Below are 13,206 nucleotides of genomic sequence, written 5' to 3' on the forward strand. Positions count from 1 at the left end.
TGCAACCGGCGATCCGCCGCGGCCATGCCTTTGGACACATCCGGCACGCGCGGCAGCGGCCTAGCATCAGGGCCCTCTTCCGATACCGTCCTGGTGCCATGAAGTCCCTGCTGCACATCACCGCGCTCTGCGTCGGCCTGCTCTTTGCCCCCGCCTGCGCCGTCACTGCGTCGGCCGCCGAATCCAAGTCCGACGCCAAGGGCGACCCGACCGAAGCGCCCGCGCTGCCGGCCGATGCCTCCGCCCGCCAGAGCATCCGCCTGGCCGGCCGCACCCTCGACTACACCGCCACCGTCGGCACCCTGCCGGTGCGCGATGACAAGGGCAAGGTGATCGCCGATGTGGTGTTCACCGCCTACACCCTGCCCGGCAAGGACCGGCCTGTGACCTTCGCCCTAAATGGCGGCCCCGGCGCATCGTCGGTCTACCTCAACATGGGCGCGATCGGGCCCAAGGTGGTCACCTTCGGTTCGGAAGGCGACAGCGCCTCGGCACCGGCCACCCTGCACGACAATCCCGGCACGTGGCTGGACTTCACCGACCTGGTGTTCATCGATCCGGTCGGCACCGGCTTCAGCCGCGCCCGCATTGGCGATGACGAGGCGAAGAAGCAGCTGTACAACCCCAGCGCCGACATCGAGTACCTGTCGCGCTCGATCTACGACTGGCTGCTGCGCAACCAGCGCATGGGCGCGCGCAAGTACCTGACCGGTGAAAGCTACGGCGGCTACCGCGGCCCGCGCATCACCCACTACCTGCAGACGCGCCTGGGCGTGGCGATGAACGGCCTGGTGCTGGTGTCGCCGTACCTGAGCCCGACCCTGGAAGACAACGCCGACGTCTCGCCGATGGCGTGGATGCAGACGCTGCCGTCGATCGCGGCGGCGCACCTGGAGCGCCAGGGCAAGCTGACCGACGCGGCGATGCGCGAGGTGGTCGAGTACACACGTGGCGACTACGCGACCGCGCTGATGAAGGGACGCAGCGATCCGCAGGCAACCGAGGCGATGCTGCGCCGGGTGACCGAGATGACCGGGCTGGACCCGCAGTTCGTGCGCCGCGCCGGTGGCCGCCTGGAAACCCAGGCCTACCTGCGCGAGGTGTTCCGCGACAAGGGCACGCTGGGCAGCCGCTACGATTCCAACGTGACCGCGTTCGATCCGTTCCCGAACGATCCGGAACAGCGTGCCAATGATCCGCTGCTGGACAGCATCATCGCGCCGACGACCACGGCGATGGTCGACTTCGTCACCCGCGTGGTCGGCTGGAAGGTCGATGCGCGGTACCAGGCGCTGAACTACGACGTGAACCGGCTGTGGGACCGCGGTGGCGAGCTGCGCCAGGGGGCGGTGACCCAGCTGCGCCAGGCAGTGGCGATCGACCCGCACCTGCAGGTGCTGATCGTGCATGGCTGGAACGACCTGTCGTGCCCGTTCATGGGGTCGATCCTGACGGTGGACCAGATGCCGACGATGGGCAGCAACCCGGATCGGGTGCAGGTGCGCAGCTATCCGGGTGGGCACATGTTCTACAGCCGGGCGGACAGCCAGGCGGCGTTCCGGAAGGATGTGCAGGCGCTGTTCCAGCGCAATTGATGGGTGGTGGTGGCCGGGCCTGCGGCCCGGCACCCGCTGACCGCCACGGCAACGGCAACTTCAACGTCAAAAGCCAGTTTTCCGTGGGCTGGCGAGGTGAGGTGGACAGGCGGGGGACGGCAAAAACTGCTCCTGCGTGCCTCGTAGAGCGCCATCCATGGCGCTCTGCGCCCCCGCCTGTCCACACCACCCCGCCGCTGACAGGTTCCTGGCGCTGTTGGAACTTGTTGCTGTTGGTGGGTGCCGACCGTTGGTCGGCACGGTGGGTACGGAAAAATGATCTGCCCATGAAAAAAGCCCGCCGGATGCCGGCGGGCTTTTTCGTTTATCGGGCTGCTGGCCTCAGGTCCAGCCGAACAGCTCGAACAGCTTCAGGATCAGGTACGCACAGCCGCCGGCGGCGGGAATGGTCAGGATCCAGGCCCAGACGATGCGCTCGATCACGCCGAACCTCAGCGAGCGCGGGTTCTTGGCGAAGCCCACGCCCATGATGGCGGTGGAGATGCTGTGAGTGGTCGAGACCGGCATGCCGAAGTGGGCCGCCAGGGTCAGGATCGTGGCCGAGCTGGTCTCCGCGGCGAAGCCGTGGATCGGGTGCAGCTTGACCATCTTGTGGCCCAGGGTCTTGATGATCTTCCAGCCGCCCGAGGCGGTACCGGCGGCCATCACCACCGCACAGGTCAGCACGATCCACATCGCGATGCCGTCACCGGCGTGCGCGTCCGGGTGCATGAAGGCCAGCCACGACGGCAGGTCGTTCAACGCGCCGGTGGCTTCGGCACCGATCAGGGTCATCGCGATGATGCCCATGGTCTTCTGCGCGTCGTTGTGGCCGTGGGCGAAGCCCATGTAGGCCGCCGAGGCGATCTGCGCCTTGCCGAAGAAGGCATTGACGATGCGCGGGCGCGCCAGGCGGCCGATGGCGCCGCCGATCTTGGCCAGGCCGGCGATGATCGCCCACAGCAGCACCATCACCAGGATGCCGAGCAGGAAGCCGGCGATCGGCGAGGTGATCATCGGCACGAACACCTTCCACAGCAGGCCCTTGTTCTGTGCCCAGCTGCCCAGGCGCTCGGACCAGATCAGCGCGTCCCAGTTGTTGTGGGCCGCGGCCAGGCCGGCACCGCACAGGCCACCGATCAGCGCGTGCGAGGAGGAGGACGGCAGGCCCTTCCACCAGGTGATCAGGTTCCAGATGATGCCGCCCAGCAGCGCGCAGAGGATCACCTGCGGGGTGACGTCCACGACGTTGGTGTTGAGCAGGCCCGAGGCGATGGTGAGCGCGACCGCGGTGCCGGTGAGCGCACCGAGCAGGTTCATGCCCGCCGCCAGCATCACCGCCCAGCCGGGCGAGAGCACTTTGGTCGCCACCACGGTGGCAATGGAATTGGCAGTGTCGTGGAAGCCGTTGATGAACTCGAAGACGAGCGCGGCCAGGATCACCACCAGGACAAGGGTCAACATGCGGCGGCGTCCGTCAGCTGTTCTTCAACACGATCTGGTACGCCACGACGCCAGCCTCGCGGCAGCGGTCGATGGCCTTTTCCAGGATCTCGAAGAATTCCTTCAGCAGGAACATCTGCAGGTTGTCGAGGCGGCCCGAGTAGATGTCACGGTACAGCTCGAGCATCAGGCGGTCGGCCTCGTTCTCCAGCGAGCGCAGCTTCTCGTTCAGCGCGGTCATGCGGTCCAGGTTCATGTGGCGCAGGTCGGCCACCATCTCCACCACCACGCCGGCGGCCTGTTCCAACATCGCCGCGCGCGGCGCGAAGTCGATGTGCTCCAGGTGGGTCGTGGCCAGCGAATAGCGATCGGCGAACTTCTCGATCTGCTTCGGAATCTTGTACAGGGCCGAGCCCAGCGCTTCGATGTCCTCGCGCTCGATCGGGGTCATGAAGCTGTCCACCAGCGCCTGGCTGATCTTGTCCGAGGCCGCGCGCTCGCGCAGGCGGGCCAGCTTGAAGGCGTCCAGCGCCGGCTGGCGATCGGCCTCGCGCAGCATCGAATGCAGCGCCTTGGCAGCGTCATTGGCCGCGACGGCGGCCTCATCGAGCAGGGTGTAGAACTGTTTGCCGGAACCGAAAATGGTCTGCAGAGAGAACATTGAGAAACCTGTCAGCCGTCGCGGGAAGGACGGCACCAGGACGAATTATGACGGCTAGATGACCATTCCGGGTATCCCCGCCCGCCAAGAGGGGGTGACTCCCCCCAACCTGAACAGGTAGTTGCCACCCTGCCACGGGCCTTTGCTAAGATGCCAGCGCGCCCCCGGGCGCACCTTATGGACGACGACCCTAACCCCCCTGCGCCGCGCCGGACCCCGTTCCTGAGCGCCTGCCGCCACTGCAAGCACCCGCCCTCCCTGCCACCAACCGGGGACGATGCCCGTGTTTGAAATGATCCTGATTGTCTTCGCGCTTGTTCTTCTGAACGGCTTCTTTGCCATGTCCGAGATGTCGGTCATGACCTCGCGCAAGAGCCGCCTGAAGCAGATGGCGGCCACCTCCAAGCGCGCAGCCAAGGCGCTGGAGCTCTCCGAGAAGCCCGAAAGCTTCCTGTCCACCGTCCAGATCGGCATTACCGTCATCGGTGTCCTGACCGGCTATCTGGGCGGTGAGGCGCTGGGCGAAGCCTTCGGCGGCTGGATCGAGGGGCTGATGCCCGGCTTTGCCTATGCCGGCAAGATCGGCACGGTGCTGGCCGTCAGCCTGATCACCTTCATCACCCTGATCTTCGGCGAGCTGGTGCCCAAGCGCCTGGCCCTGACCCGGTCGGAGGCCATCGCCGGCCTGGTGGCCATGCCGATGAGCTGGCTGGCCAAGCTGGCCCTGCCCTTCGTCTGGTTGCTGTCCAAGACCACCCAGCTGATGCTGAAGGTGATGGGCCTGGGCCAGGACGAGGCCGCCCAGGTGACCGAAGAAGAGATCCGCATGCTGGTGGCCGAGAGCCACGAGGCCGGCGTGATCGACACCCATGAGCGCGACATGATGAACCGTGTCATGCGCCTGGGCGACCGCACCGCCGACAGCCTGATGACCCCGCGTAATCGCATCGCCTGGCTGGACACCCAGGCGGGGCTGGAGCGCAACCTGGAAATCATGGCCGAGCACGAGTTCTCGCGGTACCCGGTGCTGCGCGACAACGACATGGACGTGGTCGGCATCCTGGAGCTGAAGTCGCTGGCCACGCGCATGGCGCGTGGTGACAACGCGCTGTTCCAGACCCTGCGCGAGCCGCTGTACGTTTCCGAATCGACCCACGCGATGAAGCTGCTGGAGATCTTCCGCGAGGAACAGCAGTCGATGGCGCTGGTGGTGGACGAGTACGGCGAAATCCAGGGACTGGTGACCATCAGCGACCTGATGGGCGCGGTGGTCGGCCGCCTGCAGGCGGTGGAAAACGCCGACGAAGATGCCCTGGTGGTGACCCGCGAAGACGGCTCGCTGCTGGTGGACGGCTCGCTGCCGATCGAGGACCTGCGCGAACTGATCGGCAGCAACGAGCTGCCCGACGCCGAAGACGGCGACTACTACACGCTGGCCGGCATGTGCATCCATTACTTCGGCCGCATCCCGCACGCGGGCGAATACTTCGACTGGGCCGGCTGGCGCTTCGAGGTGGTCGACCTGGATGGCGCGCGCGTGGACAAGCTGCTGCTGCGCACCCTGTCCGACGAGCAGGCCGATGAGCTCACCGCCTGAGTCCAACCAGGCGCCGCACGCCGGATCGGGCGAGCGGCGCCCGACCTACCGCAACGAGGGCATCCGCACCCTGCTGGCGATGTTCGCTTCGGGCGACCCGGCCGAGCACATGCCGCTCGGGCAGATCCTGAAGGACCTGCAGCAGAGCGCCTTCGGCGTATTCCTGTTCGTGGCCATACTGCCCGCCTTCATTCCGATCCCGGGCATGGGCGGCGCGGTCAGCGGGCCGCTGGTGGCGCTGATCGGGCTGCAGATGCTGTTCTGCCGGCGCAAGCCGTGGCTGCCCGGTTTCATTGCCCGCCGCGGGCCGAAGCGCGGCACCATGCACAGCTTCCTGGATCGCATCGACCGTCCGCTGCGGCGGTTGGACCGGATGCTGTCGCCGCGCATGCCGCAGCTGCTGATCCCGCTGCCGGCGCATGCGTTCACCGGCCTGCTGCTGGTGCTGCTGGGCGTGCTGCTGTCGCTGCCGATCCCGTTCACCAACTTCCTGTTCGGCTTCCAGCTGCTGCTGTTCGCGCTGGCGCTGCTGGAACGCGATGGGACGTTGATGCTGTTCAACTGGGTTGCCGGGCTGGTGGCGATCGCCTTCTTCGGCTTCAGTTCCGGGCAGCTGGTGGGCTATACGGTGGAGCTGTTCCAGCGCTGGTTCTGAGTGCTGGCATCCATTTCAACGCCCTGGCAGAGCCGGCCGCTGGCCGGCACTACCCTCCGCGGATGACATGATCATCCACGCATGGCGTGGACCTACTGGATCGCGCGGGCGACATGGACCGATGCGGATATCGCGCGGGCGGCGTAGACCAATGCGTAAGCAGTAGATCCACGCCATGCCTGGATGAAGCCGCGGCAGCGCCGGGCCATGCCCGGCGGAATTGCTCACCGCAGGTCAATGAACCCGTTATCGCCCAGCTGTGCCGGCTCGTCCTGCACCGCCGACAGCACGAAGCTCAGCGCCTTGCCCAGCAGCGTGCCAGGGCCATCCCAGTACTCCGCCGAATCGGCGCGCACGTGGATCAGCCGCAGGTTCGGGTCATCCTTGCCGCCCGGGAAGAACAGCTTCATCGGCGGCGACCACAGCTCTTCGATCTTCGCCCGGTCATCGACGATGCGCGCACGTCCGGCCACCGACACGTACGTGTTCTTCGATGGCGAGGCATAGGCCACGTTGACCCGCGGATTGAGCGCGATCTCGGCCACCTTCGGGCTGTCGGCAGCGGTGGCGAACCAGAGGTCGCCATCGAAGGCGACCTGCTGGGTGCCCAGCGGGCGGCTGTACAGGCGGCCGTCGACGCCGACGGTGGTGAACATCGCCACCTCCACGTCCTTGATCAGTTCGGCCAGCTGGGCAATGTGTTCGGCGCGGGAATCGGCCATGGTGGGGGCTCCGGTTGCAGGAGCCCCATCAGACCCGGTGCGGCTGCAATGCGCCGTGATGCCGATGTTCAGCCCGCGTGGCGGGCGTGCCAGGCCTGCATGGCCAGCTCGAACGAGCGCAGGCGCGCGCGGTGGTCGTACAGGTTGGCGGTCAGCATCAATTCGTCGGGCTTGTGGCGATCGACGAAGGCAGCGATGCCCTCGGCCACCTGCTGCGGATCCCCCAGCACGGTGCAGGCCAGCGCACGCTCCACGCCCAGCTTTTCGTGCGGTTCCCAGAAGGTCTCGATGTCGTCGATCGGGGCCGGAATGCGGCCCGGGCGACCGCGGCGCAGATTGACGAAGCTCTGCTGCTGGCTGGTGAACAGCCGGCGCGACTCGGCTTCGCTGTCACTGGCCACGACATTCAGCGCCAGCATCGCGTGCGGCTGCTTGAGCATGGCCGAGGGGCGGAATTCGCGGCGATAGACGGCCAGCGCTTCATCCATCGCATCGGGCGCGAAGTGCGAGGCAAACGCATACGGCAGGCCCATGGAGGCGGCCATGCGCGCACCGAACAGGCTGGAACCAAGGATCCAGGTTGGCACCCGCAGGCCACCACCGGGCACGGCCTGCACGGCCTGGCCGGGCTGCACCGGCTCAAAGTAGTGCAGCAGCTCGCGCACGTCCTGCGGGAACTGGTCGGCGCTGTCGAAGTAGCGGCGCAGGGCGCGCGCGGTGGGCTGGTCGCTGCCGGGCGCACGGCCCAGGCCGAGGTCGATGCGGTCCGGGTACAGCGACGCCAGCGTGCCGAACTGCTCGGCCACCTGCAGCGGCGCGTGGTTGGGCAGCATGATGCCGCCGGAGCCGACGCGGATGCGCTTGGTGCCGCCGGCCACGTGGCCGATCAGCACGGCGGTGGCCGCGCTGGCGATGCCGGGCATGTTGTGGTGTTCGGCCAGCCAATAGCGGCGGTAGCCCAGCGCATCGGCGTGCTGGGCCAGTTCCAGCATGTTGGCAAAGGCGGCGGTGGTATCGCTGCCCTCGCAGACCGGGGCCAGGTCGAGGATCGACAACGGGATCATCAGGCGTACTCCGTCACAAGATGTCCCCTTGCATGGGGTCGGGACGGGGCCACGGCCAGTGACGGTGGCAGGATGCTGATTCCTGCGGGGCGGGTGTAGAGCCGAGCCGATGCTCGGCTGCTGTTGGACCACGAAAGGCAGCCGAGCATGGGCTCGGCTCTACTTTTCACCGCTCAACGGCAGCCGAGCATGGGCTCGGCTCTACAGAGTCGCGCGGTCAGAACGCGCTGGAGCGCGGCGCGGCCAGCGGTTCGTCGACCATCGGCTGCAGCGCCGCATCCAGCGCCACGCGCTCATCGAACACGAAGCAGCGGCCCTGGTAGCCCTCGCCGCCCACTTCCTCGAAGTAACCAAGGATGCCGCCGTCGAGCTGCAGCACGTTGTCCATACCGTCGTTGACCATCCACAGCGCCGCCTTCTCGCAGCGGATTCCACCGGTGCAGAAGCTGACCACGGTGCTGCCCTTCAGCGCCTCGCGGTGCGGCGCCAGTGCCTCGGGCAGGTCGGTGAACTTGTGGATGGGCAGCACCAGCGCGTCCTTGAACGTGCCGTACTCCACTTCCTGCAGATTGCGCGTATCGAGCATCACCACCGGTTTGCCGGCATCGTCGTGGCCCTGGCGCAGCCAGCGCTGCACGGTGGCCGGGTCCACGGCCGGCGCGCGCGGGTACTCCAGCGGCTGGCCGTCATCACGGCGGAAGCTGATGATCTCGCCCTTGACCTTGGCCTTCAGGCGCGCGAACGGCTGGTGCTCGCTGAAGCTGGTCTTGACCCGCACGTCGGCAAAACGCGCATCGGCATGCAGGGCGGCGTAGAAACCCTCGATCGCCTCCGGTGCACCGGCCAGGAACAGGTTCAGGCCCTCGCCCGCCACCAGGATGGTTCCGCGCAGCTCCGCGGCCTCGGCACGCGCCAGCAGCTGGTCGCACAGGACCTGGGGGGCGTCGATGACGGCGAAGTGGTAGGCAGCGGTATTGGCGATCATCCCGCCATTTTAGCGCCTCGCGCCCGCACAGGCAGATTCAGGGGTCAGAGCCCTCCGCACGGCGGAGGCATCCGACCCCTTGCCGGCCAGCGGCCGGCACCACCACGGGGGCTCAGCCCCGCAACAGCACGAACGGCAGCAGCACCAGCGCCGCCGCCACCACCATGCCCAGCAGCACCAGCGCCACGAACACCGGCCTGCGCCGCAGCAGGCTGCCGAACGTCTCGGCCGTGCCCTCGCGCAGCGCCTGCTCGCGCTCGGCACGCACCCGCACCCCGCGCGCCGCCTGGTACTCGGCCATCAGCGCCTTCGCCCGCGGCTGGTCGGCATCCTCGCTCAGCCACAGGCCGCCGTTGGAAATGCCCCACGGGCTGGGTTCGGTGCGGTACCAGGCGATGCCGTGCTGGTCCAGCAGCGTGCAGACGTCGGCGTATTCGTCGTCACCGACGTTGCGGAGATTGAGCAGGAGTTTGGCCATGCGACCATGATACCCGGCACCGATGCGCTACCCTTGCCGCCCCCGACACCACCCATCCCGGAGACGCCCGATGCGCCGCCTGCTGCTCCCCCTGCTGCTGTCCCTTGTCGCCGCCGGCTGTGCCCGCGAACCGGCCGGCCCGCCCCCGGGTGGCACCCTGACCACTTTCGAGCGCATCGACACCCAGGTCGGCACCGGCGCCGAAGCCGTCCCCGGCCAGAAAGTCTCGGTGCACTACACCGGCTGGATCTACGACCAGCGCACCGAAAGCAAGCATGGCAAGACCTTCGACAGCTCGGTCGGCCGCGGCGAGCCCTTCACCTTCACGCTCGGCGCCGGCCAGGTCATCCGCGGCTGGGATGAGGGCGTGGCCGGCATGAAGGCGGGCGGCAAGCGCACCCTGATGATTCCTCCGGCCTATGGCTATGGCGACCGCGGCATCGGCCCGATCCCGGCCGGTTCCTCGCTGGTGTTCGATGTCGAGCTGCTCGATGTCAAACCGTAATGCCGCTGCACCGCGCCGGGTCGCCGTCATCGGCGGTGGACCGGCCGGCCTGTTCGCCGCCGAACGCCTGCGCGCGGCCGGGCTGGACGTGGACCTGTACGAGGCCAAGGGTTCACCCGGCCGCAAGTTCCTGATCGCCGGCAAGGGTGGGCTCAACCTGACCCATTCCGACCCGCGTCCGTTGTTCGACAGCCGCTACCGCGAACAGTCCGCTGCCGTCGGCCAGTGGCTGGATGGCTTCGACGCCCAGGCGCTGCGTGACTGGGCCGCCGGCTTCGGTGTGGAAACCTATGTGGGCAGCTCCGGCCGCGTGTTCCCGGTCGACCGCAAGGCGGCGCCGCTGCTGCGTGGCTGGGTGCGCCGCCTGAAGGAACAGGGCATGCGCCTGCATGCCAACCATCGCTGGACCGGATGGAACGAGGACGGCGCGCTGTGCTTCAGCACCGGAGACGGCCCGCTTGAGGTGCATGCTGATGCCACCGTGCTGGCCCTGGGCGGCGGCAGCTGGCCGCAGCTGGGCAGCGATGGTGCATGGGTCGCGCCGCTGCAGGCGCGCGGCGTGGACATCGCCCCGCTGCAGTCGGCCAACTGCGGCTTCGACGTGGACTGGACCCCGTTCTTCGCACAGCGCAATGCCGGCGCACCGCTGAAGCCGGTAGTCGCGCACTGGATCGACATCCACGGCCAGCCGCACTCGCTGCAGGGCGAATGCGTGGCCAGCGAGTACGGCATCGAAGGCAGCCTGGTCTACGCGCTGGCCGCCGATCTGCGCGAGACCCTCAACCGCGATGGCTACGCCATCCTGTGGCTGGACCTGGTGCCGGGCCGCGATCAAGCGCGCCTGCTGGCCGACCTGTCGCGCCCGCGCAAGGGCCGCAGCTTCGGCGAACACCTGCGCCGCCAGGCGGGACTGGATGCGGTGAAGACCGCGCTGGTGTTCGAGATCCTGGGCAAGAACGCCGGCAACGACCTGAGTGCTGTGGTCGCGACGCTGAAGCGCCTGCCGCTGCGCCTGCTGCGCCCGCGGCCGATGGCCGAAGTGATCAGCACCGCCGGTGGCGTGCGCCTGCAGGCGCTCGATGATCGCCTGATGGTGCGCGCCCTGCCCGGCGTGTTCTGTGCTGGCGAGATGCTGGACTGGGAAGCGCCGACCGGCGGTTACCTGCTGACCGCGTGCTACGCGAGCGGGCTGCGTGCGGCCGAGGGTGCCATCGCGTGGCTGGCGGGGCGCTGACCCGGGTTTTATAGCGCCGAGCCCATGCTCGGCTGCATGTGTAGAGCCGAGCCGATGCTCGGCTCGATCAACGGCAGCCGGGCATGGGCTCGGCTCTACGCGTTCCGGTGCATGCGCACCGAGGCCAAGGCCACTCCGCTGGGATGCGGGTAGGCTTCCTCGACCCCGGCGATGAAGCCCTGCCGTTGATAGAACGGCACGGCGTTGAGCGAGGCCGACAGCACCACCTCACGCGCCGGATCGGCCAGTGCCAGCAGGCGCTGCATGAGAGCCTGGCCGATGCCCTGCCCGCCCTTGTCCGGATCGACGAACAGCGCATCGACCTCGTTGCCGGCGGCATCGAACACCCCAAAGCCCAGCAGGGTGCCCTGCCCGTCCTCGGCTACCACGCAACCGCCCTGCGCCAGCAGGCGTTCGTACTGCGCCGGAGGCGGCGAGGCTGACCACGGCGCGATCACCTCGGGCGGGTAATGACTGCTGCAGGTTTCGCGTACGCAGCGCGTACGCAGGGCCCACAACGTGGCCACGTCATCGGCGGTGCCGGTCCTGAACTGCATGGTGCCTCCTGGGATCTTCGCTCCAACTCGCAATGCCGGACCGAAGGGCAGCCGAGCATTGGCTCGGCTCTACAACAACACGTTACCGCGACTTGCTCGCGCGCAACGCCTGGATGCGCGGCGGCGGCTGGAACGAATCGCTGCGCGCTTCGGCCCAGAACGAATGGAACACCGCGTGGTCCGGCACCTTGTGCAGCAGCTCGCCCGGTTCGAGGTAGCGGTACAGCGAGGCCAGCGAACGAATTTCGACCGGCGAAACACGACGCAGGATGTGCTCCGGCCCCAGCTCGGCCGGGTCGTTCAGACCGGCCGCGCACAGCAGTTCCTTCAGCGCATGCAGGGTGTGCTCGTGGTAGCTGTGCACGCGCGTGGCCTTGTCCGGTGCGTCCAGATGCTTCCAGCGCGCCGGGTTCTGGGTGGCGATGCCGGTGGGGCACTTGTCGGTATGGCAGCTGAGCGACTGGATGCAGCCCAGCGCGAACATGAAACCACGACCGGCATTGCACCAGTCCGCGCCGAGCGCGATGGTGCGGGCGATCTCGAAGGCACTGGTGATCTTGCCGGCCGCACCGATGCGGATGCGCTCGCGCAGGTCCAGGCCGACCAGGGTGTTGTGCACCAGCAGCAGCGCTTCGTGCATCGGCACGCCCACGTGGTCGACGAATTCGGCCGGGGCCGCACCGGTGCCACCTTCCGCACCATCGACCACGATGAAATCGGGCAGCAGGCCGGTCTCCTGCATGGCCTTGGCAATGCCGAACCACTCCCACGGGTGGCCGATGGCCAGCTTGAAGCCCACAGGCTTGCCACCGGACAGCTCCCGCAGGCGGGCCACGAACTGCAGCAGTTCCACCGGCGTGGAGAACGCCGAATGGCGCGACGGTGACACGCAGTCCACGCCCATCGGCACGCCACGGGTGGCGGAGATCTCGGCAGTCACCTTCGGCGCCGGCAGCACGCCACCGTGGCCCGGCTTGGCACCCTGTGACAGCTTGATCTCGATCATCTTGACCTGATCGTGGGTTGCATTGGCAATGAAGCGCTCCTCGCTGAAACCGCCCTTCTCGTCGCGGCAGCCGAAATAGCCCGAGCCGATTTCCCAGACCAGGTCGCCGCCCATCTCGCGGTGGTACGGCGAAATCGAGCCCTCACCGGTGTCGTGGTAGAAACCGCCGCGACGCGCGCCGTCGTTCAGTGCGCGGATCGCGTTGGCGGACAGCGAGCCGAAGCTCATCGCCGAGATGTTGAACACGCTGGCCGAATAGGGTTTGGCACAGGTGGGACCGATCAGCACGCGGAAATCATGCGCGGCAATGGTGGTCGGTGCCAGCGAATGATTGATCCACTCATAGTCCACCGCGTAGGTGCTGCGCAGGGTACCGAAGGGCACCGTGTCCATCTCGTTCTTGGCGCGCTGGTAGATCAGCGCACGCTGCTGGCGCGAGAACGGCACGTCCTCCAGGTCGCTCTGCACGAAGTACTGGCGGATTTCCGGGCCGATGGACTCCAGCCCGTAGCGGAAGTGCGCCATCACCGGATAGTTGCGGCGCAGGGTGCTGCGTTTCTGCAGCAGGTCCCAGGTGCCCAGTGCCACCATCGCGGCGGTCAGGCCGACGCCCCAATACCAGGCCGGCCAGATCGTGGCCAACCACAGGCACAGGGGAAACAGCAGGATGGCGAGCAGGTAGACGATATACCGATGCATGGCGT

At 67.6% G+C, this 13,206-nt stretch carries 13 protein-coding genes; 5 read left to right on the forward strand and 8 right to left on the reverse strand.

From position 1 onward, the window contains the following. Nucleotides 1-98: 98 nt before the first annotated feature. The gene (locus AC1VXD_RS13600; protein WP_482992482.1) at nt 99-1,595 is read left to right on the forward strand and encodes a S10 family peptidase; all 1,497 of its coding nucleotides are present in this window, start codon (nt 99-101) and stop codon (nt 1,593-1,595) included. A 342-nt stretch (nt 1,596-1,937) separates the two neighbouring features. Here the strand turns inward: AC1VXD_RS13600 and AC1VXD_RS13605 are convergent, their stop codons facing one another. Both AC1VXD_RS13605 and AC1VXD_RS13610 read right to left on the reverse strand, forming a co-directional pair. After that, entirely contained in the window at nt 1,938-3,059 is a 1,122-nt protein-coding gene (locus AC1VXD_RS13605) for an inorganic phosphate transporter (protein WP_482992483.1), read from the reverse strand. Between the two features lie 13 nt (nt 3,060-3,072). Beyond that, nucleotides 3,073-3,699 carry a DUF47 domain-containing protein gene (locus tag AC1VXD_RS13610; protein WP_079221423.1) on the reverse strand — a complete coding sequence of 209 codons (627 nt, stop codon included), beginning with the start codon at nt 3,697-3,699 and terminating at the stop codon, nt 3,073-3,075. Nucleotides 3,700-3,991: 292 nt separating this feature from the next. Here AC1VXD_RS13610 and AC1VXD_RS13615 point away from each other — a divergent pair, with 292 nt between their 5' ends. Together AC1VXD_RS13615 and AC1VXD_RS13620 are read left to right on the forward strand one after the other, a co-directional pair. After that, the gene (locus AC1VXD_RS13615; protein WP_079221422.1) at nt 3,992-5,296 is read left to right on the forward strand and encodes a hemolysin family protein; all 1,305 of its coding nucleotides are present in this window, start codon (nt 3,992-3,994) and stop codon (nt 5,294-5,296) included. Then, nucleotides 5,280-5,951 carry an exopolysaccharide biosynthesis protein gene (locus tag AC1VXD_RS13620; protein ID WP_482992484.1) on the forward strand — a complete coding sequence of 224 codons (672 nt, stop codon included), beginning with the start codon at nt 5,280-5,282 and terminating at the stop codon, nt 5,949-5,951. Before AC1VXD_RS13615 ends, AC1VXD_RS13620 begins: the two co-directional genes overlap by 17 nt. Before the next feature lie 224 nt (nt 5,952-6,175). Here AC1VXD_RS13620 and AC1VXD_RS13625 read toward each other — a convergent pair whose 3' ends face one another. The 4 genes from AC1VXD_RS13625 to AC1VXD_RS13640 all read right to left on the reverse strand — a co-directional run bounded on the left by AC1VXD_RS13625 (nt 6,176) and on the right by AC1VXD_RS13640 (nt 9,200). After that, the gene (locus AC1VXD_RS13625; protein ID WP_116865336.1) at nt 6,176-6,673 is read right to left on the reverse strand and encodes a pyridoxamine 5'-phosphate oxidase family protein; all 498 of its coding nucleotides are present in this window, start codon (nt 6,671-6,673) and stop codon (nt 6,176-6,178) included. Between the two features lie 68 nt (nt 6,674-6,741). Next, nucleotides 6,742-7,737 carry an LLM class flavin-dependent oxidoreductase gene (locus AC1VXD_RS13630; protein ID WP_482992485.1) on the reverse strand — a complete coding sequence of 332 codons (996 nt, stop codon included), beginning with the start codon at nt 7,735-7,737 and terminating at the stop codon, nt 6,742-6,744. Nucleotides 7,738-7,954: 217 nt separating this feature from the next. Then, nucleotides 7,955-8,722 carry a sulfurtransferase gene (locus AC1VXD_RS13635; RefSeq protein WP_482992486.1) on the reverse strand — a complete coding sequence of 256 codons (768 nt, stop codon included), beginning with the start codon at nt 8,720-8,722 and terminating at the stop codon, nt 7,955-7,957. A 112-nt stretch (nt 8,723-8,834) separates the two neighbouring features. Beyond that, nucleotides 8,835-9,200 (reverse strand): DUF6164 family protein, encoded by a 366-nt coding sequence (locus tag AC1VXD_RS13640; RefSeq protein WP_482992487.1) that lies wholly within the window; start codon nt 9,198-9,200, stop codon nt 8,835-8,837. A 70-nt stretch (nt 9,201-9,270) separates the two neighbouring features. Between AC1VXD_RS13640 and AC1VXD_RS13645 the strand changes: the two genes are divergently transcribed. Together AC1VXD_RS13645 and AC1VXD_RS13650 are read left to right on the forward strand one after the other, a co-directional pair. Next, the gene (locus AC1VXD_RS13645; RefSeq protein ID WP_482992488.1) at nt 9,271-9,705 is read left to right on the forward strand and encodes an FKBP-type peptidyl-prolyl cis-trans isomerase; all 435 of its coding nucleotides are present in this window, start codon (nt 9,271-9,273) and stop codon (nt 9,703-9,705) included. Then, nucleotides 9,692-10,939, forward strand: coding sequence for a TIGR03862 family flavoprotein (locus tag AC1VXD_RS13650; RefSeq protein WP_482992489.1), 1,248 nt, complete (start codon nt 9,692-9,694; stop codon nt 10,937-10,939). Before AC1VXD_RS13645 ends, AC1VXD_RS13650 begins: the two co-directional genes overlap by 14 nt. Nucleotides 10,940-11,034: 95 nt before the next feature. On the opposite strand, the gene AC1VXD_RS13655 is transcribed toward AC1VXD_RS13650, so the two are convergent. Beyond that, complete coding sequence (locus AC1VXD_RS13655) at nt 11,035-11,496, reverse strand: GNAT family N-acetyltransferase (RefSeq protein WP_482992490.1); 462 nt, start codon at nt 11,494-11,496, stop codon at nt 11,035-11,037. Between the two features lie 82 nt (nt 11,497-11,578). Then, on the reverse strand, nt 11,579-13,201 hold the full coding sequence (locus AC1VXD_RS13660) for an FMN-binding glutamate synthase family protein (RefSeq protein WP_108768446.1): 1,623 nt from the start codon (nt 13,199-13,201) through the stop codon (nt 11,579-11,581). Nucleotides 13,202-13,206 lie beyond the last annotated feature (5 nt).

The sequence above is a fragment of the Stenotrophomonas sp. STEN054 genome, from assembly GCF_056854535.1.

Bases quoted from the DNA above. Each gene is read 5' to 3' on its own strand.
- AC1VXD_RS13645 (WP_482992488.1), top strand. From the start codon at position 9,271: ATGCGCCGCCTGCTGCTCCCCCTGCTGCTGTCCCTTGTCGCCGCCGGC.
- AC1VXD_RS13660 (WP_108768446.1), bottom strand. From the start codon at position 13,201: ATGCATCGGTATATCGTCTACCTGCTCGCCATCCTGCTGTTTCCCCTG.
- AC1VXD_RS13625 (WP_116865336.1), bottom strand. From the start codon at position 6,673: ATGGCCGATTCCCGCGCCGAACACATTGCCCAGCTGGCCGAACTGATC.
- AC1VXD_RS13605 (WP_482992483.1), bottom strand. From the start codon at position 3,059: ATGTTGACCCTTGTCCTGGTGGTGATCCTGGCCGCGCTCGTCTTCGAG.
- AC1VXD_RS13600 (WP_482992482.1), top strand. From the start codon at position 99: ATGAAGTCCCTGCTGCACATCACCGCGCTCTGCGTCGGCCTGCTCTTT.
- AC1VXD_RS13630 (WP_482992485.1), bottom strand. From the start codon at position 7,737: ATGATCCCGTTGTCGATCCTCGACCTGGCCCCGGTCTGCGAGGGCAGC.
- AC1VXD_RS13635 (WP_482992486.1), bottom strand. From the start codon at position 8,722: ATGATCGCCAATACCGCTGCCTACCACTTCGCCGTCATCGACGCCCCC.
- AC1VXD_RS13615 (WP_079221422.1), top strand. From the start codon at position 3,992: ATGATCCTGATTGTCTTCGCGCTTGTTCTTCTGAACGGCTTCTTTGCC.
- AC1VXD_RS13655 (WP_482992490.1), bottom strand. From the start codon at position 11,496: ATGCAGTTCAGGACCGGCACCGCCGATGACGTGGCCACGTTGTGGGCC.
- AC1VXD_RS13620 (WP_482992484.1), top strand. From the start codon at position 5,280: ATGAGCTCACCGCCTGAGTCCAACCAGGCGCCGCACGCCGGATCGGGC.
- AC1VXD_RS13650 (WP_482992489.1), top strand. From the start codon at position 9,692: ATGTCAAACCGTAATGCCGCTGCACCGCGCCGGGTCGCCGTCATCGGC.
- AC1VXD_RS13610 (WP_079221423.1), bottom strand. From the start codon at position 3,699: ATGTTCTCTCTGCAGACCATTTTCGGTTCCGGCAAACAGTTCTACACC.
- AC1VXD_RS13640 (WP_482992487.1), bottom strand. From the start codon at position 9,200: ATGGCCAAACTCCTGCTCAATCTCCGCAACGTCGGTGACGACGAATAC.